This window comes from Enterobacter cloacae complex sp. XAL002, assembly GCF_049236805.1.
In the GTDB taxonomy this organism is placed as follows: Bacteria; Pseudomonadota; Gammaproteobacteria; order Enterobacterales; family Enterobacteriaceae; genus Enterobacter; species Enterobacter intestinihominis.
Map to the genome: position 1 here is coordinate 209,645 of NZ_JBMKJN010000005.1, position 24,998 is coordinate 234,642.

Sequence of the window (24,998 nt, forward strand, 5' to 3'; positions counted from 1 at the left end):
TCTTTTTTTTACGTGCGTAAGTCAGACCTGAAAATACAAAATATATTATTATACCGGTGAGAGCCGTTATGGTGATTATTTGCCCACCTGGTGACCGATAATACCACCTACGGCAGCACCACCTAATGTACCCAGCGTACTACCATCCGTTAATACTGCACCACCAAGCGCACCAGCACCGGCACCAATCGCGGTGTTACGGTCACGTTTAGACCAGTTAGAGCAAGCGCTCAGAGACATTGCTACAGTGATTGCCAGAACAGCGGCGGCTAATTTTTTGCTGGTAAAGGTCATAATACTTTCTCCTGAATTATCGATTCACGGAAAGGAATGCACTTTAAGTATAGACAATATCCATACTTAAATTCTGTTCCCGTGAAAGCTGGTCGCGCAGGCGTTACATCATCACGCAGGTGATAGTCACTTCCTGTTATATCGCTAATATTAATTTTACGTGTTTAGAACAGTTTCAACAGGTAAAAACTCTTAAAGGAAGGGTCGGAATACTCTCAGAGAAAGGTTTAAGTGCGCCCATTATTCGGGCGCAGCAGGATAATCAGGCCGTTTTTTTCACAATATCGACAGTCAGGCCGTCTTGTTCTAATTGCTGGCGATATTCTTCGCGTAAACGCTCATCCGTGATCACACGGCTGAAGCGCGAAGCCGGACCCATCGTATAAGGGTGTACGGCGCCAAACTTAGAGCTATCGGTCAGCACAATCGCTTCACACTCTTTGGCGAGTACGGCGTTCACCACGTCTGAACGCATCATGTCGCGACCGGTAAAGCCGGTGTCGGGCTGCCAGCCGTCAATGCCAATGAATGCCTTACTGAAGTGAACCTGCTGAACATATTGACGCGTTAATGGCCCCACCATGCTTTCGCTTTTCTTCTGGTAAATGCCGCCCAGCAAAATGACCTCGCAGCGAGTTTCCTTCAACAGATGGGCGATATAGCTGCTTACGGTAATGATGGTAACGTCTTTTTGATCGGCAAGCGTGCGCGCCAGAAGGGCGTTACTGCTGCCATTTTCAATAAAGACGGTCTCACCGTTATTCACTAAGGATGCAGCAAACTCCGCCAGTTCCCGCTTGAGCGCAAAATTGTTCATCATGCGGGTTTCAACGTCGTCGCTGTCCAGTGGAACGGCATATCCGTGCGCACGCCGCAGGTAGCTCTGTTTTTCCAGAAGATTCAGATCCTGACGAATGGTGACTTCAGAAACGCCGGTAGCTTTAGCGAGATCGACTACGCTTACGCGTCCCTGATCGATCACCATCTGCAAAATGATTTGTTGTCGGGAATTCATAGCATCCATTTAAAAGGCAAGGGCGAAAACGACGTGGTTACACTTCCCACGGGGCTTTTGGTTGAGTGGATTCTGATGCGTTATCAGTGCCGTTCTCAGCCAGCAGTTCAGACTTGAGGATCTCAAGATTACGGATAGCAGAGTGATAATCGCCCGCGACAAGAATATCCAGCACAGTATCAATACGCTGTGCCACGGCTGTTGCATCAATGTTAGACATAAGCTCACCCTGAAGCGAAAAGTTAATATTATCAATGATGCAGAAAATTGATTCAAAAGAGAAGGTAAAAAATGCAATAACCAAAGTTCATAAATGAAAGTGACAAATTTAACCCCCGTATGCTGCGGGTTGTAGGGGTGGATTAGTCTAAAACTGCGCGCAACGCGCTTTTTTATAAGAGGAATTCGACTATGACAGTTATCAACCAGACAACCTGCACATTGTTTACTGATGCTGAACGATTCACTCAACTGGCGGCTTATTATGAGGCCGAACGGCGCACGGTGTGGATGATGTTACGTGCCACGCCACGGCCTTGCTTCAATCATGCGCTGATCGAGGAGATCATGAATCTCTCCTGGCTGGTTCGCCAGTCCGGATATGTCGTTGATTTTTGGGTCACCGGATCGCTGGTCCCTGACATCTACAATACCGGCGGTGATTTACAATTCTTCGTTGAGTGCATCAAAAACAACCGACGCGAAGCGTTACGCGCCTATGCCCGGGCCTGTGTGGACTGCGTTCATGCCGCCTCACGAGGGTTCGATACCGGTGCTGTCACGCTGGCGATGGTGGAAGGAAGCGCGTTAGGGGGCGGGTTTGAAGCCGCGCTCGCGCATCATTTCATTCTGGCCCAGCGCGATGCCCGATTAGGCTTTCCGGAAATCGCGTTCAATCTGTTCCCGGGCATGGGCGGTTATTCACTGGTGGCGCGTCGTGCCGGCATGAAAATGGCAGAGGCGCTGATCTATAAAGGTGAGTCGCATACGGCGGAATGGTATGAACAGCACGGTCTTGTGGATCTCTTATTCGAGCCGTTACAGAGCTATGTTTCGGTACGGACGTTTATCGACACGCTACAGCCGAAGCTGAACGGCGTAAGGGCCATGCTGCGCGCGCGTACGCGTGTTCTGCCACTTCCGCGAAGCGAGTTGATGGACATTACAGAGGATTGGGTGGATGCCGCCTTCTGCCTTGAACCGAAGGATATCGCCTACATGGAGCGGCTGGTTATGCTGCAAAATCGCCATCAGGCGACGGGCTTACGCAAAGCCAGCTAACGGACATTCCTGGCCTGATAGCGCTTTAGCCATCGCTCGAATGCGGCTGCGGGCATGGGCTTAGCAAAAAGATAACCCTGCCGTTCGTTGACGCCATTCTTCGTCAGAAAGGCGTCTTCTTTTGCACTCTCCACCCCTTCAGCAATGACCTGCAGATTCAACGCCTGTGCCACGGCGACTATCGCGCGCACCAGCGACTGTGAAATGGACTGCTTATGGATATCCCGGACGAAGGACTGGTCAAGCTTGATGGCGTCGATAGGGAAGCGCGCCAGCTGCGACAGGGAAGAGTACCCCGTACCAAAGTCATCAAGGTGAATTTGCGCCCCCAGGCGGCTAAATTGCTGGATCACTGACAGGGCCAGCTCTTCATTTTCGATGAGACAGCTTTCGGTCAATTCCACGTCAATCGGGCAGTATTCAAAATTCAGGTCTTTCAGCGCCTGCTTCAGGTCACTGAAGATGGTCTGATCCGCCAGCTGACGGGCGGAAACGTTGACCGCGACGCGCAGGTTGATCCCTTTGTCGCGCCATTTTGCCACCTGGCGCACCACATCGAGCATAACCCAGCGGCCAAGGGGCACTATCAGCCCTGACTCTTCCGCATAGGAGATAAATTCCATCGGCGGGATCAGGCCACGCTCCGGCGACTGCCAGCGCACCAGCGCCTCCAGACTTCTGACTTCGCCGCGCCAGGTCATTTTTGGCTGGTAGTGAATTAACAGCTGATCGTTATCCAGCGCTTTACGCAGGTTGGTATCCAGCCACAGATATTCAAATACGCGCTGGTTCATCTCTGGCGAGAAGACGCAGAATTTACCCCGGCCATTTTCCTTGGCGGTGTACATGGCGGTGTCGGCATTGCGAATGACGCTTTCCCGATCGTTACCGTGCTGGGGCGCAAGCGCGATACCAAGCGAGCAGCCGGTGTAAACCTCAATCAGCCCGATGCGGAAAGGCTGCCGCAGTCGGGTCAGAATGCGCGACGCCATAGCTTCCAGCGCGCCCTGCGAGGTATCGGTGGCCATCACGATAAACTCATCCCCACCCAGGCGCGCCAGGGTTTGTCCGTCGTCCAGGCAACTCAGGATCGCCAGCGCAACGGCCTGTAGCAGCTGGTCGCCAAACATATGCCCATAGGCATCGTTCACTTTTTTAAAGTTATCCAGATCGAGATAAACCACGCCCACCTGCGTTTCACCCCGGGAGGTGATGGCGTCGGAGATCAGCTCATGGATGGCATTTCGGTTAGGCAAACCGGTAATCGTATCCGTATTGGCGAGAACGCGCAGGCGCTCCTGGGCCCGACGCTCTTCCGTGATGTCGGTACCCGAACAGATGAGGAAAATTTCATTTTTCCCGCTGCCGCTGTGAACGAATTTATTTCTGAAGAGAAACAGGCGTTGCCCCTTGCGGGTCTTGATCCAGCGTTCGACTTCGTAGGAGCTGCCGTTACGAAAAAAACCGGTGATGTTGCGTTTTGAGGCCGCGGCTTCGCTGCGGCTCATGAACAGTTTAAACACGTTTTGCCCGATGACTTCCTGTTCCTTCAGGCCCGTATATTCTTCACTTAAACGGTTGAAGCGCTGAATATTCCCGTTCTGGTCGAGGATGACAATTACGGAGTTAGCTTCGGACACCACCTGTTCGGCGAAGGAGAGTCCCTGCGCCAGATCGCGCGCCACGGAAGGCGTGTCGTTCCATGCTGATGCCGTTCCCGCCCACTCATTTTTGTTAATTTTACGACCGACAAGATGGACGGGAACGTCCAAACCATACAAGGGAAGGGTCATGGCAATGCTGGCGGTGATAACGGTGAGCTGGCGAATCAGAGCAGCCTGCTCATCGTCCAGCGCAACCACCTGAACGATGTCAGCGCTTTCACTGGCAGCAAGATGCAGAGCATTGCTGTCTGCTGTTAGTCGCCACCAGGGGCTATGCGTACCCATGTAACGAAACAGCAAATTCTGCTCCAGATCGTCCATCCCGTTTTCTCCCGCGGCTGCTGAGTAGCGCACAAATTATTCATTTGCAGTCGACTATGACGGCTCTTTTTACTGTAGATAATTCTGGCGAAATGTGGCGGTAGGAAACAGAAAAGTGTGAGAAAAAACGATGATTTTGCGAGAGATAATGCTTAGGAGAACTCCCGGCCATCCCTGAACGGAACGGCCGGGAGTCTACGCGGTTATCAGGCGACAGGGCGCGCGATAATGCTGCGGGTTTCCATGCGGACTTCAGCGATGTTTACATCAATCACGTCAGTGACTTTGTAAACCGTTTCGCCTTTAATTTGCACGGTCCCGTTTTCCTGGCTACAAACCAGTTCGTCGCGAACGGCATGCAGGAACGGGGCAGGAATAAAGGCAACGGCGCCATTATCCACCAGACGCACGCGCATACCGCCGCGGCTGATGTCAATGATTTCAGCCGGGAAACGGGTGTCAGTCCCTGCCTTATCATTCAGGAAACGCGCGTACAACCAGTCGCCTACATCACGCTCCGCCATACGGTTCAGACGGCGACGCTCTGCCATCTGCAACGTAGTCTCATCCTGTGGCCGGGCAACAGATTCCCCTTTGATGATCGCTTTCAGCAGACGATGGTTAACCATGTCGCCGTACTTACGGATCGGGGAGGTCCAGGTGGCGTAAGCCTCAAGACCGAGACCGAAGTGCGGGCCTGGCTCCGTGCTGATTTCCGCAAAGGACTGGAAGCGGCGAATGCGGCTGTCAAGGAAACCTGACGGCTGTGCGTCCAGCTCGCGGCGCAGCTTGCAGAAGCCTGGCAGGGTCAGCACCTCTTCCGGATCGACGTGGACGTCATGGGTCTTGAGCAGGGCGGCCAGCGCTTCGGTGTTAGCCGGGTCAAAGCCGGTGTGCACGTTGTAAATGCCAAAGCCTAACTTGTCGCGCAGCACGCGTGCGGCGCAAATGTTGGCGGAGATCATCGCTTCTTCAACGATACGGTTGGCAATACGGCGTGGCTCGGCGACGATGTTGAGCACTTCGCCTTTTTCCCCCAGCACAAAGCGGTAGTCCGGGCGGTCCTTAAATACCAGGGCGTGGGTCTGGCGCCACTCACTGCGGCTCTGGCAGACGCGATGCAGCAGACGAATTTGCGCAGCGATATTATCGGATTCAGGCTTCCAGCTGCCGGTATTTTCCAGCCAGTCGGACACGTTGTCATAAGCCAGTTTGGCTTTGGATTCGATGGTGGCGGCGAAGAATTCGATATCTTCTTCAATGGTACCGTCAGCCGCGATGGTCATGCGGCAGGCCAGTACCGGACGCACTTCATGGGGACGCAGGGAGCAGAGATCGTCGGAAAGCTCGCGCGGCAGCATCGGGATGTTGAAGCCCGGCAGGTAGTTGGTGAACGAACGCACTTTGGCCATTTCGTCCAGCTTGCTGCCTTCGACAATCCATGCGGTAGGGTCGGCGATGGCGACGGTCAGATGCATTTTGCCATCCGCTGCCTCTTCGGCATACAGCGCATCGTCCATATCCTCGGTGCTGGCGCTGTCGATGGTGACAAAGTCCAGCGCTGTCAGATCGCGACGCTCAAGACCTTCGTCCTGCATTTTGGTCGCTACGCCATCCGGCGCTTCTTTTTCGAGGTTGTGGCGCGCCAGCGTCACCCACCATGGGACGAAATGGTCGTCGCCATAGGTGATGAACTGGGTCAGCTCGGCGTAGAAACCGCGATCGCCTTTTAAAGGATGACGGCGCATTTCGGCAACCGCCCAGTCACCCTCGACAAAGTCATGCTCAACGCCACGCGCAGCGCGGCAAGGGATGGCATCTTTCAGGAGAGGATGATCCGGTACGATAGAAAGACGATCGTCTTTTTTATGCACTTTCCCGACAAAGCGGGTCAGGAAAGGTTCGATCAGTGCTTCCGGCTCGGCAGACTCTCGTTCCTTTTCGGTTTGAATAACGGCCGAAATGCGGTCGCCATGCATCACTTTCTTCATCTGAGGAGGCGGAATGAAGTAGCTCTTCTGTCCGTCAACTTCAAGAAAGCCAAAGCCCTTTTCCGTGGCTTTTACGACCCCTTCTGCACGGGGCGTCTGGGAATGTAGTTGCTGTTTAAGCTGCGCTAGCAGCGGGTTGTCCTGAAACATAATGTTCTATTTTCGTAGCCATTGAGCGGCTGACAGTTTTACGCGATTCTCACTGCTACAGCAAGCGCTCTTTAGGTAAAGCGTGTGGTTATTCCTCTTTGCCAAGCGCCACGCGAAGACGGTCCAGCCAGCCATTAAAAGCGCCGTGGGTTAACAGGTTAATTGCCTTGCCCGGTGGGATACCGGCCTCCGTGAGAGGCGTTAACTGGGCGGCGCTAAAACGATCGGGAGACGTAAGCAGCAGCGTATGGGCGGCTGAGAGCGATGCAGATGGCTGGGCTTCGCTTTGTGGGTGGTTAACCAGTATCTCGCCCGTCAGATTCAGCAGCATCGGCTCATGGCAGAGAACCGGCGTGAGCGCTGAAAGCGCAGGTTCGGCCTGCCAGCGTGAGAGCGCCTCAAGTTGAACCGCACTGGCATATTTTAGTTCGACTACGGGCTGGGTGGCTGTCCATCGGGTAAAGCTCAGCGGTAGTGTATGGGGCTGAATGTGGTGTCCCGGTAGCCAGCGTACCGGATGGCCAAGCAGCGCCTGAAACACTGCAACCGCCCGCGCCTGAAAACCAGTAAAGCCAATGATCTGGTTGATAAGCACAATGTCATACGTTGTCAGTCCCACCTCATCAAGCTGGGTTTGCGCTTTATCGTCAATGACGTCCGGGGAGCTCGCCAGCTGGCGGGCATACTGAGTGATTTCTGCAAGGCGTCGATTGCTTTCCCGGGAAGAGTCGGGGCCCGGAAGGGGGGCGAGGAGCGCCGCGTAGTGGTTACAGAGCCGCTGGACGCCACACGCCTGGGAAACCGTCAACGCCGTGCTCAGTCTGTCGTAGGCGCTAAGCGTGTGCAGACGGTTTACGGGAGTATCGAGCGGGAATAAGAGGCGGCACAAGGTTCGGGCTGGCGTAAGCCACCCACAACAGCTTGCGGCAATGTCGTCAGGCAGGGCTAAATCGAGCAAAAAACGATCGTCGACGTTAGCGGCTTCAGGCACCAGCGGCAGAACGTCCGTCTGCGAATGATTCGACTGGGTTTCGTGATACCAGTGGCCTTTGCCGGAAAAACGGCGTTGTTCCATGGGCGTTCCTTGATCTCAAAATGGCGATCAATATCCTGGCGTAAGGCGGATGAGGGGAAAAATATTGTTAGGTGATAACAAATAGCAGAACGGAATAACGAAGCGCGGGGAGGGGAGAAAACTCTCTTCCCAGGCGGGAAGAGAGTAACAGACTTATTTGATTTCCAGCTCGTTCATGGCAGCGATGTTGAAGCCGCCGTCCACGTGAACCACTTCGCCGGAGATACCCGCGGAAAGGTCAGAGCACAGGAATGCCGCAGAGTTACCCACATCTTCGATGGTAACAGTACGACGAATCGGGGTAACCGCTTCGCAATGTGCCAGCATTTTACGGAAATCTTTGATCCCGGAAGCGGCCAGAGTACGGATTGGACCCGCAGAAATTGCGTTAACACGCACGCCTTCAGGACCCATTGCGTTCGCCATATAGCGCACGTTGGCTTCCAGAGACGCTTTCGCCAGACCCATAACGTTGTAGTTAGGGATAGCGCGTTCTGCGCCCAGGTAGGACAGGGTCAGCAGGGCTGCGCCCGGGTTCAGCATCGCGCGGCAGGATTTTGCCATCGCAACGAAGCTGTAGGAGCTGATGTCATGAGCGATTTTGAAGCCATCACGGGTAACCGCGTTCACGTAGTCGCCGTCCAGCTGATCGCCCGGAGCGAAGCCGATGGAGTGAACGAAACCGTCGAATTTCGGCCATGCTTTTGCCAGTTCAGCAAACATGCCATCAATGCTTTCGTCTTGTGCAACGTCACATTCCAGAACAATGCTGGAACCCAGCTGCGCGGCAAATTCTTCAACACGGCCTTTCAGCTTGTCGTTCTGGTAGGTGAACGCCAGCTCAGCGCCTTCGCGATGCATAGCCTGTGCGATGCCGTATGCGATGGACAGTTTGCTGGCAACGCCAGTTACCAGAATGCGCTTACCGGAAAGAAAACCCATAGCTTTAATCCTTATATTCATTGCTTATTTTGCCTTGTAATTCATAGCGTTACAGGCAGTATTTCAAAATCATTCGAAATTAGCTCGAAATTATAGCCCACTCACAGCCCCTTGTGTCACGATATTTCTCGCTCACGTGCCGTGACTGGGCGCACGAAAGACGTTGAACTGACTCTTTATCAGGCTATTTCGTGTGTATTCCAGCAGTATATCACCAGGTGCTGGGTTCGCCTCATCCAACCAGAGGTTGGCCAGAAGCTTCACGCTAAGACGGCCGGATATTAATTCGCTGGCGAGGGGATTCGGGCAATAACCTTAATTTCAAAATCAAATCCGGCCAGCCAGTTAACGCCGATAGCCGTCCAGTTTGGGTAAGGTGGCTGTGGAAACACCAGTTTCTTCACCTCCATGATGACGGGGAACTGGTTTTCTGGATCGGTATGAAACGTCGTGACATCAATTAGATCGTCAAAAGTGCATCCTGCGGCGGCCAAAGTCGCCTGTAAATTATCGAATGCCAACTGCACCTGAGCGGCGAAATCAGGTTCAGGCGTGCCATCGCTGCGGCTGCCGACCTGACCGGAAACAAATAACAGATCGCCAGAGCGAATAGCAGCCGAATAGCCATGCTCCTCATAAAGGGCATGTCGATTGGCAGGGAAGACAGGATTACGTGGATGCATGGCATTTCCTTTTCTGTCAGAGACGTTGTTGTGGTTACTTAAGAGAAGTAACATACGCAATGTATGTGAAAAAATGTAATTCACATACGCCTCGTATGTCAAATTAAAAATATCGCTTTTATAGGAAGTTCTATGGCTACAAAACGTCGTGCTGAAACAGCTCAGGAAAATCGCGAAAAATTGATTCATGCGGCGCGAAAGGCGTTTGCTGAGAAAGGCTTTGCTGCAGCGTCGATGGATGAACTGACGGCAAGCGTGGGGTTAACGCGCGGTGCGCTGTATCATAATTTCAGAGATAAGAAAGGGTTACTGGCGGCGGTGGTCGCGCAGATAGACAGCGAAATGGCGGGCAACGCGAAAGCCGTTGCCGCGGCCACAGACGATGATTGGGAGCGACTGCTGGCGGAAGGTATCGCCTACATCAACATGGCGCTCGTTCCGGAAGTTCAGCGTATCGTGCTTCTTGACGGTCCGGCCGTTCTGGGCGATCCGGCGCAATGGCCCAGCCAGAACAGTTGTCTTGAGTCGACCCGCCAGACCATCGAAAAATTAATCGAACGCAACGTGCTTAAAAAAATGGATGCGAAAGTCGCAGCCCATCTGTTGAACGGCGTTGCGCTGAATGCTGCCTTGATGATTGCCGCGAGTGATGAGCCGCAGAAGACGCTGCCGCATGCCATTGAGGTGTTTACTCTGCTGGCAAGCGGGTTACGCAACGGCTAACGATCTTTCCGCCACGCATCGGCCGTCAATGCTTCACCAAAGTGTCCGGCAATCAGGCGTTTTGTCAGGTCGTGGAGCGGGGAGGCCAGCACGTCAGCGGTACTGCCGCGCTCAACGACTTCTCCCTGGTGCATCACCAGCACCTGGTCGCTGATGTGCTTCATCATGCCCAGGTGCTGAGTCACGTAGATATACGATATCCCCTGCTTTTCCTGTAGCTCCAGCATCAGGTTGATGAGTTGCGAACGCATCGACATGTCCAGCGACGCCAGCGCTTCGTCGGCGATAATGACCTTCGGGCGCAGGATCAGCGCGCGGGCCAGTCCGAGACGCTGTTTTTGGCCAGGGGCCAGCATGTGCGGGTAATAGCTGACATGGTCGGGCAGGAGGCCTACCAGACGCAGGGTTTCGACAATCCGTTTGCGACGCGCTTCCGGCTCCAGGTCGGTATTCAACCGCAGCGGGAAATCCAGGATCTGGGAAATACGCTGGCGCGGGTTCAGGGACGTCGACGGATCCTGAAAAATCATCCGAATGCGCTGGCTGCGAAAAGAGTAGTCCCCAAATTCCAGAGGATGATCGTCAATCAGTATTTCACCGCCGCTCGGCTCGACCATACCCGCGAGCATTTTTGCCAAGGTCGATTTGCCCGAGCCGTTTTCACCGATAATCGCCAGCGTCTGCTTTTCGCGCAGCGTAAAGCTCAGGGGTTTAACAGCCTCGACGGTCTGACGGTGAAACAGGCCGGTGCGATAGCGAAAGGTCTTACTCAGGTTACGTACTTCCAGTAAGGTTTCGACCATTTCACTCTCTCTCCATGTTCAGCGGGAAATGACAGGCAAACAGATGATTTTTCGGCCCTGTCAGGCGCGGTGTTTCAATGCATTTACGCTGAGCATACGGGCAACGTGGACCCAGACGGCAGCCAATGGGCAGCGATTCCAGCAGCGGAATCGCGCCAGGCAGAGTATTCAGACGGCTCTTGTGTGGCATTGCGCTGCCGAAATCAGGGATCGCCCTGATCAGCGCCTGCGTGTAGGGATGATGCGGCGTCGTCACCAGGTCTTCACTTGGCGCGGTTTCTACCGTTTGTCCGCAATACATCACGTCAATTTTATCCGCCCACTTGCTCAACATTTGCAGGTCATGGCTGATCAGCAAAATGGTGGTGTTGTTATTCTGGTTCAGACGCGTGAGCAGGCGGAAAATCTGCGCCTGAGTCGTTGGCTCCATCGCGTTCGTCGGTTCGTCCGCAATCAGCAGACGCGGCTGATTGGCCAGGGCGATAGCAATCATCACTTTCTGGCATTCACCGTCGGTCAGTTCGTAGGGGAAACTGCGCATCGCGTCTTTATGGTCTTTGATCCCCACACGGTGCAATAGCTCAATGGCACGGCGTTTACGCCAGCCGAAACGCTGCCACCAGCGGCCTTTATAGGTCCAGCCGGGGATATTCTGCATCAGCTGTTTCCCGACGCGCTCGGACGGATCGAGACAGGATTGCGGCTCCTGAAAAATCATCGAGACGTTATGGCCCACCAGTTTACGGCGTTCGCGCGGGGAGAGACGCAACAGATCGATGTCGTCGAAACGCATACGGTCGGCGGTCACCCGCCAGTTGTCCTTTGCCACGCCGCAAATGGCTTTGGCGATTAGACTCTTACCGGAACCCGATTCGCCCACCAGCCCGCGTATTTCGCCCTCAGCGAGCGTAATACTGATGCGATCCACCGCTTTAACCCAGCCTTCGCCCGTTTTAATTTCGATCGTGAGGTTGCGGATATCAAGTAACGGCATTATTGCACCCCCGCATTGATTGCGCGGCGGATCCCGTCGCCAAGCAGGTTAACGAGCAGAACGCTCACCATAATGGCCGCGCCCGGCAGCATGACCGTCCACGGCGCAACGTAAATCAGCTCCAGCGCATCGCCGAGCATTGCGCCCCATTCCGGGGAGGGGAGCTGTGCGCCCAGGTCCAGGAAGCCCAGCGCTGCGATATCAAGAATCGCCATCGACAGGGCGCGGGTGATCTCCGTCACCAGCCCGGCGGCAATGTTAGGCAGCACGGCAAACCACAAAATATTAAACGTGGTGGCACCGTCCAGACGGGCGGCGACGACATATTCTTTCTCCAGTTCGTCGTGAACCAGGCTGTAAACCGATCGCACCATGCGCGGCAGAATGGCCAGCCAGACGGCGAACATCGCATGTGTGAGGTGCGGCCCCGCGAAGGCCACGACGATAATCGCCAGCAACAGCGAAGGAATCGAGAGCAAGGTATCAAGAATATGGTTAAGCACGGCAGACCGCAGCCCGTGGGTAGAGCCGGCAAAAATGCCCAGCGCAAGGCCGCATATCGCGGCGGCAAGGGTGACCACGAACGCGCCGCCTACCGTAGGTGCGGCGCCGCTCAGTAAACGACTTAGCACGTCGCGTCCGAGATCATCAGTCCCCAGGAAGAACGAAACCTCCCCGTAACGCGACCACGATGGCGGTAAAAGCTGATAACCAAGGAACTGCTGATCGATGCCATACGGGGCAAACCACGAACCAAAAACACACAGCAACACGAGGCCAATGCAGCCGTAAAAGCCGATCATCGCCGTGGTGTCGCCGTAGAAATTACGCCACACGGTGCGTAGCGCACCAGGCGTGCGCTTTTCGCTGTAGACGTTATCGTAAGGCATACCATTCCTTATGCTTCAACGGGTTGGCCATGGCACCCAAAATATCGGAAACAACGTTAACAATAATAACCAGCGAGCCAATCACCATCACTCCGGCGGAGATCGCAGCGTAATCCTGTTGGCGAATGGCGTTGATCATCCAGCGTCCAAGGCCCGGCCAGCTGAAAACCATCTCGGTGATCATCGCCAGCGTCAGCATGGTTGAGAATTGCAGCCCAAGCCGTGGGATTACCGGCGGCAACGCATTGTGCAGCACATGGCGACGTAGAATCGTCAGGCGAGACAGTCCGCGTGTGGCGGCGGCTTTCACATAGTTTTGATCGAAGACTTCGATAGTGCTGATGCGCATCAGGCGGATCACTTCGGTCGTCGGTGCGACGGCCAGCGTGAGCACTGGCAGCACCATATGGCGCAGGGCGCTCACGATCATTTCGTCGCGCCAGACTGAATCGGAAAGCCAGGCGTCAACGATGGCGAAGCCGCTCACCGTTTGCACGTTATATAGCAGGTCGAAACGGCCAGACACCGGAAGCCAGCCTAACGTCAGTGAGAAGAAAAGGGTAAGCAGCAGCGCCAGCCAGAAAACAGGGATGGAAAAGCCAATTAAGGCAAGCGCGCTGATGAATTTATCCTGCCATTTATTGCGATAAATTCCCGCCAGCATCCCCACCGGGATCCCCACCATGAGTGCAAAGCCAAAGGCGAGTATACACAGCTCCATGGTGGCCGGGAAAACCATCTTCAGCTGCTCAGAGATGAGCTGTCCGTTGATGCTGGACACGCCAAAATCCCAGTGCAACAGGCCGTTAAACCAGAACAGCCAGGCGTCCCAGAGGGATGAGCCCTGAAGCGGGGCGTGCGGCGTAAAGTAGCTAAGGCTAAAGCCGACAAAGGTCAGGAAGAACAGGGTGACCAGCAGTAACAGCAGCCGCCGCAAGGTAAATATAATCATGGTTTTTTCACCTCTTGTTCTTTCTCACGAGTCACGCCCGCGAAGGAGGCGTTACCAAACGGGCTGAGTACCAGCCCTTTTATATCGTAACGGTAGGCCTGAAGGCGCAGGGAAGAGGCAAGCGGCAACACGGGAAGCTCTCTGGCCAGAATATTTTGCGCTTCATCGTAGGCCTCAATGCGTGAAGCAAGCTGTTGAGATGAGAGGGCTTTTTGCAGCACAGCATCAAATTCCCGGTTACACCAGTGCGCGTAGTTGGTCTGGGAGTTGATCGCCGCACAGCTCAGCAGCGGACGGAAGAAGCTGTCCGGGTCGTTACTGTCGGTAGACCAGCCAGCCAGCGTTAAGTCGTGATTCATGTCCATCAGACGCGCCTCCTGGAAACGGCCTTCGACAGGAACGATGATCACCTTCACGCCCACCTGGGCCATATCTGCCTGCAACAGTTCGGCGGTTTTCAGCGGGCTAGGGTTCCACGCCTGAGAGCTGGTGGGTACCCACAGCTGAAGCGTCAGGTTTTCTGCCCCCAGTGCTTTAAGCTGTTCGCGCGCTTTCGCCGGATTATATTCCGTGATCTTCGCCTCGCCGTCATAGGCCCAGGAGGCGCGGGGCAGAATAGAGGCGGCGGTTTCCGCGGTGCCGTAATAAATCGACTGCATCAGACGCTGATTGTTGATCGCTAACGCCAGCGCATGGCGCACGGCCGGATTATTCAGCGGTGGCTTATCGGTGTTAAACGCCAGATAGGCGATGTTCATTCCCGGGCGTAGGGTCAGGCGCAGGCGGGGGTCGTCGCGCAAAATAGTCAACTGGCTGGCCGCAGGCCACGCAAGAACGTCGCACTCACCGGTCAGCAGTTTGGAGAGGCGACCTGTTCCACCTGAACCCAGATCGACAATAACCTGCGGCATCAGCGGTTTGCCGCGCCAGAAATGATCGTGTCGTTGCAGGCGAATGTATTGTCCGGCGCGGTACTCAGCTAACTGGAAGGGTCCTGTGCCCACAGGCTCACGATCGAGACGTTCCTGACGATCCTTTATCGTCAGCTGATCCGCGTATTCGGCTGACATGACGGACGCGTAGTGCGTCGCCAGGTGCCAGAGGAATGAGGCGTCCGGGCGCGTCAGGCGAAACTCAACCGTGCGGTTATCCAGCTTACGAACGCTTTTGACCGTGTCCGCGAATTGCAGACTGTCGAAGTAGGGGAAGTTTCCGCCGTTGACGTTATGCCACGGATGGTTGCGGTTAAAGATGCGCTGGAAGGTGAAAACCACGTCATCCGCGTTGAGCTTTCGGGTTGGGGTAAACCACGGGGTGTGCTGAAAAGCCACATCATCGCGTAGACGGAAGCGGTACGTGGCGCCGTTATCAAGCACTTCCCAACTTTCAGCAAGCTCTGGAACCAGCCGATAGGTATAAGGATCGACGTCGAGCAGGCGATCGTAAATCTGTGCGGCCAGCGTATCAACAATCACGCCGCTCCCCGCCTTTTGCGGGTTAAAGGTATCAACTTGCCCGCTGACGCAATAGACGAAACCACTATCACGAATATCAGGAGGCGCAGTACGATCGGGCGCAGCAAAGGCCAGATTGCTGAATAGACCGAGTGCAAAAAGGGATGATAAAACCAGGCGCATAGTTTTTAAGGTTTTTAGATTCGATCTGCAAAGTGTATCGCACTTACGCCTGCTTCGTAAAAATGTCTGGGGGTAAGTGCTGATAATGTCAGCGCATTTGATGTTTTTTGAGCAATGCCCTTAACTGATGGTAGGTCAGACCCAGCAGTTCAGCTGCCCGTTTCTGGTTATATTTCGCCTCTTTCAGGCTCCGTTCCAGCAGTTGCTGCTCCTGCTGATGCTGGAACTGGCGTAAATCGAGCGGCAACGCCGGATCATGCTGGCGCGCCGCCGGAGCAAGGGGCTGTTTAACCTCGCGCCGAAACGGATCGAGAATAATGTTGTCCAGTTCGGTCTCGCTGCTGCCATGACGGTAAACAGACCGTTCCACCACGTTTTTCAGTTCACGGATATTCCCCGGCCAGTGGTAACCGAGCAGGGTCTCGGTGGCCTGTTCGCTGAAGCCCGGAAAGAGCGGCAGGCCCAGTTCCCGGCACATCTGAATGGCAAATTGATTGGCCAGCAGCATGATATCGCTGCGCCGCTCACGCAGCGGCGGCAACTGGACGACATCGAAAGCCAGCCGGTCCAGCAGGTCGGCGCGGAATTTATCTTCTGCCACCATCGCGGGCAGATCGGCGTTAGTGGCGCACACCAGGCGAACGTTAACCTGAAGCGGCTGACTTCCGCCAACGCGTTCCAGTTCGCCATACTCAATGACGCGCAGCAGCTTTTCCTGCACCAGCATTGGCGCGGTCGCCAGCTCGTCGAGAAAGAGCGTTCCGCCGTCGGCACGTTCAAAACGACCGGGGTGCCGTTTTTGTGCGCCAGTAAACGCGCCGGCTTCATGACCGAAAAGCTCCGTGTCGAGCAGATTTTCATTCAGCGCCGCGCAGTTAAGCGAAATAAAAGGCCCGTCCCAGCGGCCAGACAGAAAGTGCAGACGGTTAGCGATAAGTTCTTTACCCGTTCCGCGCTCACCGATAATGAGCACCGGTTTATTCAGCGGCGCCAGGCGCGATACCTGCTCAAGCACTTCCAGGAAGCTGTTTGCCTCGCCAAGCAAATTGTCTTTATATTCAGCCATGATGAAATTAACCACTCCTTAGTGATATTCACCAGGTGAGAATAGCCGCTGGATGGATAAATATCAATCACACTCAGTAAAATCAATAAGATAAAAAGTTGGCATGGGATTTGTATTAACTACTCAGCAGGGCATCGCCCGATAACAGAACTATGAGGATTGAATTATGGGTATTTTTTCTCGTTTTGCCGACATCGTGAACGCCAACATCAACTCGCTGCTGGAGAAAGCAGAAGATCCGCAGAAGCTGGTGCGCCTGATGATTCAGGAGATGGAAGACACGCTTGTTGAAGTACGCTCCACCTCCGCCCGCGCGCTGGCAGAGAAGAAGCAGTTAACGCGTCGTATCGAGCAGGCGACTGCCCAGCTTAACGAGTGGCAGGAAAAAGCTGAACTGGCGCTGCGCAAAGATAAAGAAGATCTGGCCCGCGCTGCGCTGATTGAGAAGCAGAAGCTGACCGATATGGTTGCCACGCTGGAACATGAAGTGACGCTGGTGGATGATACTCTGACGCGTATGAAGAAAGAGATTGGTGAGCTTGAAAACAAACTCAGCGAAACCCGTGCACGTCAACAGGCGCTGGCGCTGCGCCACCAGGCTGCAAGTTCGTCCCGCGACGTGCGTCGCCAGCTGGACAGCGGTAAACTGGATGAAGCGATGGCGCGTTTCGAATCGTTCGAACGTCGTATCGACCACATGGAAGCGGAAGCCGAAAGCCACAGCATCGGTAAGCAGAAAACCCTGGATCAGCAGTTTGCTGACCTGAAAGCCGATGATGAAATTAGCGAGCAGCTGGCGGCGCTGAAAGCCAAAATGAAGCAAGACAACCAATAATAAATCCTGCGGCACCTGAGCGTGCCGCATCGCAAGACAAGGAGTACACATGAGCGCGCTTTTTCTGGCAATACCCCTGACAATTTTCGTGCTGTTTGTTCTGCCCATCTGGTTATGGCTGCACTACAGCAACCGCTCTTCTCGCGGGGAGCTGTCGCAAAGCGAGCAACAGCGGCTGGCGCAGCTCTCTTCTGAGGCAAACAAAATGCGCGAACGTATTCAGGCGCTGGAAGCCATCCTGGATGCGGAACACCCGAACTGGAGGGAGCGTTAATGGCTGGACTAAATCTGAATAAAAAACTGTGGCGCATCCCGCAGCAGGGCATGGTTCGGGGCGTTTGCGCCGGGCTGGCACACTATCTGGATGTCCCGGTAAAACTGGTACGTGTGGTCACCGTATTGTCGATTTTCTTTGGCCTGGCCTTTATTACACTGGTGGCTTACATCATTCTGTCGTTTGTACTTGATCCGATGCCGGAAGGTGAGCTGGATGCGGAAAACACGCCAACCAGCAGCGATCTTCTTAACGCGGTGGATGAACAGCTGAGCGCAGGGGAGAAGCGATTGCGCGAGATGGAACGTTATGTCACCTCCGATACCTTTACGCTGAGAAGTCGTTTCCGTCAGCTTTAAGAGAGAACTTACATGAAACAAAACTGGCAACAGGCCGGTCAGAAGGTAAAACCCGGCCTGAAAATCGCAGGTAAACTGGTTCTGATGACGGCGTTACGTTATGGTCCGGCTGGTGTGGCGGGCTGGGCGATCAAGTCTGTTGCCCGTAAGCCGGTCAGAATGTTGCTGGCGGTCGCCCTGGAGCCGCTGTTACAAAAACTGGCAAAACGCGTTTCACGTCGCTACTTTTCACGCTAATCCCGCTCATATAAGCCCTTTCTCGCGCTGAGAGAGGGCATGAATTCCCCCTCTGCTTTTTCTCTTTCTTTGCGGCAGCTCACATTACTGCGTTGCGCTGCTTTGAGAATGCCTTTTTCAGCCCCCAGGTCCGTTGACAGATATTTTTCATGGGAGTAGATTGCCACTCCGTGGGACCGCTACCATGGAAAATAATGTGAACGCAAAAATTAAATACCTTATCAATCATATTTACGGTGAATCATTTTCAGATGCACACCTTGACGTGTTATTAACTAAGCTTCAACAGGCGGCGGTTAATATTACGGAGAAGCGTAAGTCAGGCTGGGATGAAAAAGATGTTGTTCTGATTACCTATGCCGATCAGATCTCCGCGAAAGGGGAGAAAGCATTGCCGGTATTTACCCGGTTCTATAATGAGTGGCTTTCTCGTACTTTTTCTCATGTCCATCTTTTACCTTTCTATCCTTGGTCATCAGATGATGGTTTTTCCGTTATTGATTATCATACCGTTGCACCTGAAACGGGAAACTGGCGCGATGTCGCGGAATTAAAACAGTCAGCCAGCTTAATGTTTGATTTCGTTTGCAATCATATGTCAGCGAAAAGCGAATGGTTTGCGAATTATCTTGCGCAGAAGCCTGGTTATGAAGATTTCTTTATTTCTGTCGACCCGGAAACCGATTTATCCGCGGTGACGCGCCCACGCGCTCTACCGCTGTTGACGCCGTTTACGCTTAATGATGGCAGCGTTCGTCATTTATGGACTACATTCAGCGATGACCAGATCGATCTCAATTTCGCCTCGCCGCAGGTGCTGATTGCAATGGTTGACGTTCTGCTCCATTACCTCATGGAAGGGGCGCGTTATATCCGTCTGGATGCGGTCGGGTTTATGTGGAAAATCCCGGGAACAACCTGCATCCATCTGGAACAAACCCATTGCCTTATTCAGCTGTTCCGCGCCATTACGGACGCCGTGGCACCTGGAACGGTGATCATTACTGAGACAAATGTTCCGCACAAAGACAACATCTCTTACTTCGGTGATGGTGAAAACGAAGCCCAGATGGTCTATCAGTTTTCCTTACCTCCGCTGGTGCTGCATGCCGTTCATCGTCAGGATGTGAAAGCACTTTGCCAATGGGCGGGGTCGCTGGCACTGCCTTCTTCACACACTACATGGTTTAATTTCCTGGCCTCGCATGATGGTATCGGTTTGAATCCGCTGCGCGGTATTCTTCCGGAATCAGAGATCCTCTCGTTGGTCGAAAATCTTCAGCAGGAAGGCGCGCTGGTCAACTGGAAAAATAATCCTGACGGAACGCGAAGCCCTTATGAAATTAATGTCACCTATCTTGATGCGTTAAGTTTACAAGACAGTTCAGATGAGGAACGTATTGCACGGTTCCTCCTCGCGCATGCTGTGTTGTTAAGTTTCCCAGGCGTCCCGGCTGTTTATATTCAGAGCATTCTTGGTTCGCGGAACGATTATGAAGGCGTCGAACGCCTCGGATATAACCGCGCGATTAACCGGAAAAAATACACGGCGGGGCAGCTTGATAGCGAACTGAATAATAAGAAGAGTATTCGTTATCAAATTTATTCTCGTTTGAGTGAGTTTATCGCTATTCGTCGCGGTGAGAGGGCGTTCCATCCGGATAGTCAGGCTGCTTTCGACGCAGTGGGTAAACAAATTCTTAAAATTATTCGTGTTGCTGAAAATGGCGAGCGAATTACAGCATTATTTAATTTTAGCAATAAAATGCAGACCGTTTATGAACAAACGCTTTCTGGTAAGGAGTTATTATCAGGACAGGATATTAGCGGTACGGAGCTGATCCTCAATCCATGGCAGGTAATGTGGATTAAAGAAAACTAAAAAGGACCCTAAAATAAAAATGCCAAAAATTGTGCTGTTATCAGCACTGGTTTCGTGCGCCCTGTTATCAGGCTGTAAGGACGATAAAGCATCTCAGGTCACCATTGAGTTTATGCACTCGTCGGTAGAACAGGAGCGTCAGGCCGTTATCACGAAATTGATTGAAAAATTCGAACAAGAGAACCCGACTATAACGGTGAAACAGGTACCCGTTGAGGAAGATGCCTATAACACCAAGGTTATTACTCTGGCCCGTACCGGTGCGCTACCGGAGGTGATAGAGATCAGTCATGACTACGCCAAAGTCATGGATAAAGAGCAGTTGCTGGATCGTGACGCCATCGGCCGCGCCGTCAAGGCGGTGGGCGAGGAGACATTTTACGACGGCATTTTACGCGTGGTTCGCACGGAAGATGGCAACGCATGGACGGGGGTGCCGGTTAGCGCCTGGCTGTCCGGCGTCTGGTATCACAAAGATGCGCTCGCGGCAGCGGGTATTGAAGAGCCGCACAACTGGGAGCAACTGCTGAAAGCCAGTCAGGCGCTCAACGATCCGGCTAAAAAACATTACGGTATCGCGCTTCCAACCGCAGAAAGCGTCATGACGGAGCAGGCTTTCTCGCAATTTGCTTTGTCAGGAGGGGCCAACGTCTTTGATGCAAACGGCAGCGTGAAAATCGATACCCCTGAGATGTCGAAAGCGCTGGAGTTTTATAGGGCACTGGCCGCGAACACCATGCCGGGCTCGAATGATGTCATGGAGATCAAAGACGCCTTCATGAACGGTTCTGCGCCTATGGCCGTTTACTCTACCTATATCCTGCCCGCGGTCTTCAAAGATGGCAATCCGGCCAACCTGGGGTTCGTTGTCCCGACGGAAAAATCATCAGCCGTGTACGGCATGATCACTTCTTTGACGATCACTACCGGCCAGACCGAAGAGGAAACGCAGGCCGCCGAGCAATTTGTCACCTGGATGGAGCAGGCTCAGAACGCCTCTGATTGGGTCATGATGTCTCCGGGCGCCGCGCTACCGGTCAATAAACTCGTGGTGGGCACAGATTCCTGGAAAAACAACGACGTTATCAAGGCCTTTGGTCAACTGCCTTACGAGCTGATTGCGCAGTTCCGGAACGTCCAGGTGTTTGGTGCCGTGGGCGACAAGAACTTTACCCGCATGGGAGATGTTACCGGGTCCGGCATTATCAGTTCCATGGTGCATAACGTGACGGTGGGACAAAAAGATCTCAGTGCGACGTTAAGCAACAGCCAGAAGAAACTGACTGACCTGATATCACAACGATAGGAGCGCTTTGCGAAGGGAATTATGAAGACGTTGTTTTCTGGTCGTTCAGATATGCCTTTCGCCATGCTGCTGTTGGCCCCCAGCCTGATTTTGCTGGGGGGCCTGGTGGCCTGGCCAATGATTTCTAACATTGAAATCAGTTTTTTACGTTTACCGCTGAATCCGCGTATTGATGCGGTGTTCGTCGGTCTGGATAACTACATTCGCATCCTGGGCGATGCTGCGTTCTGGCACTCCCTGTGGATGACGTTCTGGTATACGGCGCTGGTGGTGATCGGCAGCACCGGACTGGGGCTGGCCGTAGCGATCTTCTTTAACCGTGAATTCCGCATGCGGAAAACGGCACGTTCACTGGTGATACTGTCCTATGTGACGCCGTCTATTTCACTGGTATTTGCCTGGAAATACATGTTCAACAACGGCTACGGAATTGTGAACTATCTTGGCGTTGATCTGCTGCATCTCTACGATCAGGCGCCGCTGTGGTTCGATAACCCTGGCAGCAGTTTTGTCCTGGTCGTGCTGTTCGCCATCTGGCGTTACTTCCCGTATGCCTTTATCTCGTTCCTCGCGATTCTACAGACCATTGATAAATCCTTGTACGAAGCGGCAGAGATGGACGGGGCGAATGCCTGGCAGCGTTTTCGTATCGTGACGTTGCCCGCCATCATGCCGGTGCTGGCCACGGTGGTCACGCTGCGCACCATCTGGATGTTCTACATGTTTGCGGATGTTTATCTGCTCACCACCAAGGTCGACATTCTGGGCGTATATCTCTACAAAACCGCCTTTGCGTTCAATGACCTGGGTAAAGCAGCCGCCATTTCCGTTGTGCTGTTTGTGATCATCTTCGCTGTCATTCTGCTGACCAGAAAAAGGGTAAACCTCAATGGCAACAAATAAACGCGTTCTGGGCCGTATCGGTTTTTATCTGGGACTGGCGGTATTCCTGATTATCACGCTGTTTCCGTTTTTTGTGATGCTGATGACATCGTTCAAAAGCGCGAAAGAGGCGATCTCACTGCACCCGACTATCCTGCCGCAGGAGTGGACGTTACAGCACTACATCGACATCTTTAACCCGCTGATTTTCCCGTTTGTGGATTATTTCCGTAACAGCATGGTGGTGTCGCTGACCTCCTCGGTCATTGCGGTGTTTCTCGGTACGCTGGGCGCTTATGCGTTATCCAAACTGCGCTTTAAAGGGCGCACGACGATCAATGCGAGCTTCTACACCGTCTATATGTTCTCCGGGATCCTGCTGGTAGTGCCGCTGTTCAAAATCATCACCGCGCTCGGCATTTATGACACCGAACTGGCGCTGATCATCACCATGGTGACGCAGACGTTGCCGACTGCGGTCTTTATGCTGCGCAGCTATTTCGACACTATCCCGGATGAGATAGAAGAAGCCGCGATGATGGACGGCCTGAACCGCCTGCAAATCATCTTCCGCATCACCGTGCCGCTGGCGATCTCGGGTCTGGTGTCAGTCTTCGTTTACTGCTTCATGGTGGCGTGGAATGACTACCTGTTCGCCTCCATTTTCCTGTCCAGCGCCAGCAACTTCACGTTGCCGGTGGGGCTGAACACGCTCTTCAGTACGCCAGATTACATCTGGGGTCGCATGATGGCGGCATCGCTGGTGACGGCACTGCCCGTTGTCATTATGTATGCCCTGTCTGAACGTTTTATTAAAAGTGGTTTGACCGCCGGCGGCGTAAAGGGCTGAGGCGGCCGATTTTAACAAGGAGTGAGTCATGAAAAAATTAGTTGCGACAGCGCCTCGTGTAGCGGCGCTGGTGGAATACGAAGATCGTCCTGTTGCAGCACATGAAGTGAAGATTCGTGCCCGTTATGGCGCCCCGAAACACGGCACCGAAGTTGTGGATTTCCGCGCGGCAAGCCCGTTCATTGATGAAGAGTTTAACGCCGAGTGGCAGATGTTTACCCCACGTGAAGAGGGGGCAGCACGCGGCATCGAATTTGGTAAATTCCAGCTGGGAAACATGATCGTCGGCGACATCATCGAATGTGGTGCGGACGTAACGGAATACCAGATCGGCGACAGCGTTTGCTGCTACGGCCCATTGCAGGAAACGGTCATCGTCAACGCGGTGAACAACTATAAGCTGCGCAAAATGCCGCAGGGCGCATCCTGGAAAAACGCTGTTTGTTACGATCCGGCTCAGTTCGCCATGAGCGGCGTGCGTGATGCTAACGTCCGCGTAGGGGATTTCGTTGTAGTTGTCGGGCTGGGCGCTATTGGCCAGATTGCGATTCAGCTGGCGAAAAAAGCTGGCGCGTCAGTGGTTATTGGTGTCGATCCTATTGAACATCGCTGTGAGATCGCCCGCCGTCACGGTGCAGACCACTGCCTGAACCCAATCGGTACCGATGTCGGTCTTGAAATTAAGAAACTGACCGGCAAGCAGGGCGCGGATGTGATCATCGAAACCAGCGGCTTTGCAGATGCGCTGCAATCTGCGCTGCGCGGACTTGCCTACGGCGGCACGATCTCTTACGTGGCTTTCGCCAAACCTTTTGCGGCAGGCTTCAACCTGGGCCGCGAAGCACACTTCAACAACGCGAAGATTGTCTTCTCCCGCGCATGCAGTGAACCCAACCCGGATTATCCACGCTGGAGTCGCAAGCGTATTGAAGAGACCTGCTGGGAATTGCTGATGAACGGTTATCTCAATTGTGAAGATCTGATCGACCCGGTCGTCACCTTCACCACCAGCCCGGAAAGCTACATGAAGTATGTCGATCAGCACCCGGAACTCAGTATCAAAATGGGCGTTACTTTTTAAGCTAAGGACAGCAAATCATGAAAATCGCAACACAAAACCAGGCCTTTTTCCCGACCACTATCATGGAAAAATTCAAATACATCAAAGCGATGGGATTTGATGGCTACGAAATAGATGGCCGGCTGCTGGTTGAACATCTCGACGAAGTGAAAGCCGCTATCAAAGCCACCGGTCTGCCGGTTACGACGGCGTGTGGCGGATACGATGGCTGGATCGGGGATTTCATCGAAGAACGCCGCCTGAACGGTCTCCAGCAGATTGAACGCATTCTGGAAGCGCTGGCAGAAGTGGGCGGCAAAGGGATTATCGTCCCAGCTGCCTGGGGGATGTTTACCTTCCGTCTGCCGCCAATGACTTCGCCACGTAGCCTGGACGGCGATCGCAAAGCGGTCAGCGCTTCCCTGCGCTGGCTGGATGAGGTAGCAGCGCGCACCGGTACTACCGTCTACCTGGAGCCGCTGAACCGCTATCAGGATCATATGATCAACACCCTGGCCGACGCGCGTCGTTACATCGAAGAGAACGGCCTGAAGCACGTGCAGATCATCGGTGATTTCTACCACATGAACATTGAAGAAGACTCACTGACGGAAGCGTTGCATCACAACCGCGATCTGCTGGGTCATGTGCATATTGCTGATAACCACCGCTATCAGCCGGGCAGCGGCAGCCTTGATTTCGCAAGCCTGTTCGGTCAGCTGCGTGCTGATAACTATCAGGGTTATGTGGTGTACGAGTGCCGGGTTCGTGCCGACGATCCGGCTCAAGCCTATCAGGACTCACTCAATTACCTGCGTGAATGCTAAGGATG

26 protein-coding genes are annotated in these 24,998 nt (G+C 53.7%); 12 read left to right on the forward strand and 14 right to left on the reverse strand.

Annotation, left to right across the window (positions count from 1 at the left end; genetic code table 11):
- Positions 1 to 75: 75 nt before the first annotated feature.
- The 3 genes from osmB to ACOT0L_RS06880 form a co-directional block, all read right to left on the reverse strand.
- Positions 76 to 294, reverse strand: a complete 219-nt coding sequence (gene osmB / locus ACOT0L_RS06870; RefSeq protein ID WP_003856823.1) for an osmotically-inducible lipoprotein OsmB — start codon at positions 292 to 294, stop codon at positions 76 to 78.
- A gap of 262 nt (positions 295 to 556) precedes the next feature.
- Positions 557 to 1,309, reverse strand: a complete 753-nt coding sequence (locus tag ACOT0L_RS06875; RefSeq protein WP_126502867.1) for a DNA-binding transcriptional regulator YciT — start codon at positions 1,307 to 1,309, stop codon at positions 557 to 559.
- A gap of 37 nt (positions 1,310 to 1,346) precedes the next feature.
- Positions 1,347 to 1,529, reverse strand: a complete 183-nt coding sequence (locus tag ACOT0L_RS06880; RefSeq protein ID WP_022648315.1) for a hypothetical protein — start codon at positions 1,527 to 1,529, stop codon at positions 1,347 to 1,349.
- A 191-nt stretch (positions 1,530 to 1,720) separates the two neighbouring features.
- On the opposite strand from ACOT0L_RS06880, the gene ACOT0L_RS06885 reads away from it, so the two are divergent.
- A complete protein-coding gene (locus ACOT0L_RS06885) occupies positions 1,721 to 2,590 on the forward strand; it encodes a crotonase/enoyl-CoA hydratase family protein (protein WP_022648314.1) in 870 nt (289 codons plus the stop codon).
- Here the strand turns inward: ACOT0L_RS06885 and pdeR are convergent.
- The 5 genes from pdeR to ACOT0L_RS06910 all read right to left on the reverse strand — a co-directional run bounded on the left by pdeR (position 2,587) and on the right by ACOT0L_RS06910 (position 9,416).
- Positions 2,587 to 4,575 carry a cyclic di-GMP phosphodiesterase gene (gene pdeR / locus ACOT0L_RS06890; protein WP_032624132.1) on the reverse strand — a complete coding sequence of 663 codons (1,989 nt, stop codon included), beginning with the start codon at positions 4,573 to 4,575 and terminating at the stop codon, positions 2,587 to 2,589. The two genes, ACOT0L_RS06885 and pdeR, sit on opposite strands and share 4 nt — an antisense overlap.
- 206 nt (positions 4,576 to 4,781) lie before the next feature.
- Positions 4,782 to 6,716 carry an exoribonuclease II gene (locus ACOT0L_RS06895; RefSeq protein ID WP_126502866.1) on the reverse strand — a complete coding sequence of 645 codons (1,935 nt, stop codon included), beginning with the start codon at positions 6,714 to 6,716 and terminating at the stop codon, positions 4,782 to 4,784.
- A gap of 88 nt (positions 6,717 to 6,804) precedes the next feature.
- A complete protein-coding gene (locus ACOT0L_RS06900; RefSeq protein WP_023300250.1) occupies positions 6,805 to 7,791 on the reverse strand; it encodes an oxidoreductase in 987 nt (328 codons plus the stop codon).
- Between the two features lie 153 nt (positions 7,792 to 7,944).
- Positions 7,945 to 8,733, reverse strand: a complete 789-nt coding sequence (gene fabI / locus ACOT0L_RS06905) for an enoyl-ACP reductase FabI (protein ID WP_003856831.1) — start codon at positions 8,731 to 8,733, stop codon at positions 7,945 to 7,947.
- 281 nt (positions 8,734 to 9,014) lie between these two features.
- Positions 9,015 to 9,416, reverse strand: coding sequence for a RidA family protein (locus tag ACOT0L_RS06910; protein WP_045308900.1), 402 nt, complete (start codon positions 9,414 to 9,416; stop codon positions 9,015 to 9,017).
- 132 nt (positions 9,417 to 9,548) lie between these two features.
- Here ACOT0L_RS06910 and ACOT0L_RS06915 point away from each other — a divergent pair, with 132 nt between their 5' ends.
- Positions 9,549 to 10,139: a TetR/AcrR family transcriptional regulator gene (locus tag ACOT0L_RS06915; RefSeq protein WP_022648309.1), complete on the forward strand. Its 591-nt coding sequence runs from the start codon at positions 9,549 to 9,551 to the stop codon at positions 10,137 to 10,139.
- On the opposite strand, the gene sapF is transcribed toward ACOT0L_RS06915, so the two are convergent.
- The 6 genes from sapF to pspF all read right to left on the reverse strand — a co-directional run bounded on the left by sapF (position 10,136) and on the right by pspF (position 16,496).
- The gene (gene sapF / locus ACOT0L_RS06920; RefSeq protein ID WP_003856838.1) at positions 10,136 to 10,942 is read right to left on the reverse strand and encodes a putrescine export ABC transporter ATP-binding protein SapF; all 807 of its coding nucleotides are present in this window, start codon (positions 10,940 to 10,942) and stop codon (positions 10,136 to 10,138) included. The genes ACOT0L_RS06915 and sapF overlap by 4 nt on opposite strands.
- A 1-nt stretch (position 10,943) precedes the next feature.
- Entirely contained in the window at positions 10,944 to 11,936 is a 993-nt protein-coding gene (gene sapD, locus ACOT0L_RS06925; RefSeq protein ID WP_003856840.1) for a putrescine export ABC transporter ATP-binding protein SapD, read from the reverse strand.
- Positions 11,936 to 12,826 (reverse strand): putrescine export ABC transporter permease SapC, encoded by an 891-nt coding sequence (gene sapC, locus ACOT0L_RS06930; protein WP_006810824.1) that lies wholly within the window; start codon positions 12,824 to 12,826, stop codon positions 11,936 to 11,938. The genes sapD and sapC overlap by 1 nt, the downstream gene beginning before the upstream one ends.
- Positions 12,813 to 13,778 carry a putrescine export ABC transporter permease SapB gene (sapB, locus tag ACOT0L_RS06935; protein WP_022648308.1) on the reverse strand — a complete coding sequence of 322 codons (966 nt, stop codon included), beginning with the start codon at positions 13,776 to 13,778 and terminating at the stop codon, positions 12,813 to 12,815. Before sapB ends, sapC begins: the two co-directional genes overlap by 14 nt.
- Positions 13,775 to 15,415: an ABC transporter substrate-binding protein SapA gene (gene sapA / locus ACOT0L_RS06940; protein ID WP_126502865.1), complete on the reverse strand. Its 1,641-nt coding sequence runs from the start codon at positions 15,413 to 15,415 to the stop codon at positions 13,775 to 13,777. Before sapA ends, sapB begins: the two co-directional genes overlap by 4 nt.
- Before the next feature lie 88 nt (positions 15,416 to 15,503).
- A complete protein-coding gene (pspF, locus tag ACOT0L_RS06945; RefSeq protein WP_185817702.1) occupies positions 15,504 to 16,496 on the reverse strand; it encodes a phage shock protein operon transcriptional activator in 993 nt (330 codons plus the stop codon).
- Positions 16,497 to 16,647: 151 nt separating this feature from the next.
- Here pspF and pspA point away from each other — a divergent pair, with 151 nt between their 5' ends.
- The 10 genes from pspA to ACOT0L_RS06995 all read left to right on the forward strand — a co-directional run bounded on the left by pspA (position 16,648) and on the right by ACOT0L_RS06995 (position 24,993).
- Positions 16,648 to 17,316: a phage shock protein PspA gene (pspA, locus tag ACOT0L_RS06950; RefSeq protein ID WP_022651342.1), complete on the forward strand. Its 669-nt coding sequence runs from the start codon at positions 16,648 to 16,650 to the stop codon at positions 17,314 to 17,316.
- A gap of 49 nt (positions 17,317 to 17,365) precedes the next feature.
- Complete coding sequence (gene pspB / locus ACOT0L_RS06955; protein WP_022648304.1) at positions 17,366 to 17,590, forward strand: envelope stress response membrane protein PspB; 225 nt, start codon at positions 17,366 to 17,368, stop codon at positions 17,588 to 17,590.
- A complete protein-coding gene (gene pspC, locus ACOT0L_RS06960; protein WP_006810819.1) occupies positions 17,590 to 17,949 on the forward strand; it encodes an envelope stress response membrane protein PspC in 360 nt (119 codons plus the stop codon). The genes pspB and pspC overlap by 1 nt, the downstream gene beginning before the upstream one ends.
- A 12-nt stretch (positions 17,950 to 17,961) precedes the next feature.
- Positions 17,962 to 18,186: a phage shock protein PspD gene (gene pspD, locus ACOT0L_RS06965; protein WP_006810818.1), complete on the forward strand. Its 225-nt coding sequence runs from the start codon at positions 17,962 to 17,964 to the stop codon at positions 18,184 to 18,186.
- A 184-nt stretch (positions 18,187 to 18,370) separates the two neighbouring features.
- Positions 18,371 to 20,068, forward strand: coding sequence for a sugar phosphorylase (locus ACOT0L_RS06970; protein ID WP_045308902.1), 1,698 nt, complete (start codon positions 18,371 to 18,373; stop codon positions 20,066 to 20,068).
- Positions 20,069 to 20,087: 19 nt separating this feature from the next.
- The gene (locus ACOT0L_RS06975; RefSeq protein ID WP_421637254.1) at positions 20,088 to 21,374 is read left to right on the forward strand and encodes an ABC transporter substrate-binding protein; all 1,287 of its coding nucleotides are present in this window, start codon (positions 20,088 to 20,090) and stop codon (positions 21,372 to 21,374) included.
- A gap of 21 nt (positions 21,375 to 21,395) precedes the next feature.
- Positions 21,396 to 22,277, forward strand: coding sequence for a carbohydrate ABC transporter permease (locus ACOT0L_RS06980; protein WP_022648300.1), 882 nt, complete (start codon positions 21,396 to 21,398; stop codon positions 22,275 to 22,277).
- Entirely contained in the window at positions 22,264 to 23,106 is an 843-nt protein-coding gene (locus ACOT0L_RS06985) for a carbohydrate ABC transporter permease (protein WP_003856865.1), read from the forward strand. The genes ACOT0L_RS06980 and ACOT0L_RS06985 overlap by 14 nt, the downstream gene beginning before the upstream one ends.
- A gap of 28 nt (positions 23,107 to 23,134) precedes the next feature.
- A complete protein-coding gene (locus tag ACOT0L_RS06990; protein ID WP_015570403.1) occupies positions 23,135 to 24,187 on the forward strand; it encodes a zinc-dependent alcohol dehydrogenase in 1,053 nt (350 codons plus the stop codon).
- Between the two features lie 17 nt (positions 24,188 to 24,204).
- Entirely contained in the window at positions 24,205 to 24,993 is a 789-nt protein-coding gene (locus tag ACOT0L_RS06995) for a sugar phosphate isomerase/epimerase family protein (RefSeq protein ID WP_023300245.1), read from the forward strand.
- Positions 24,994 to 24,998 lie beyond the last annotated feature (5 nt).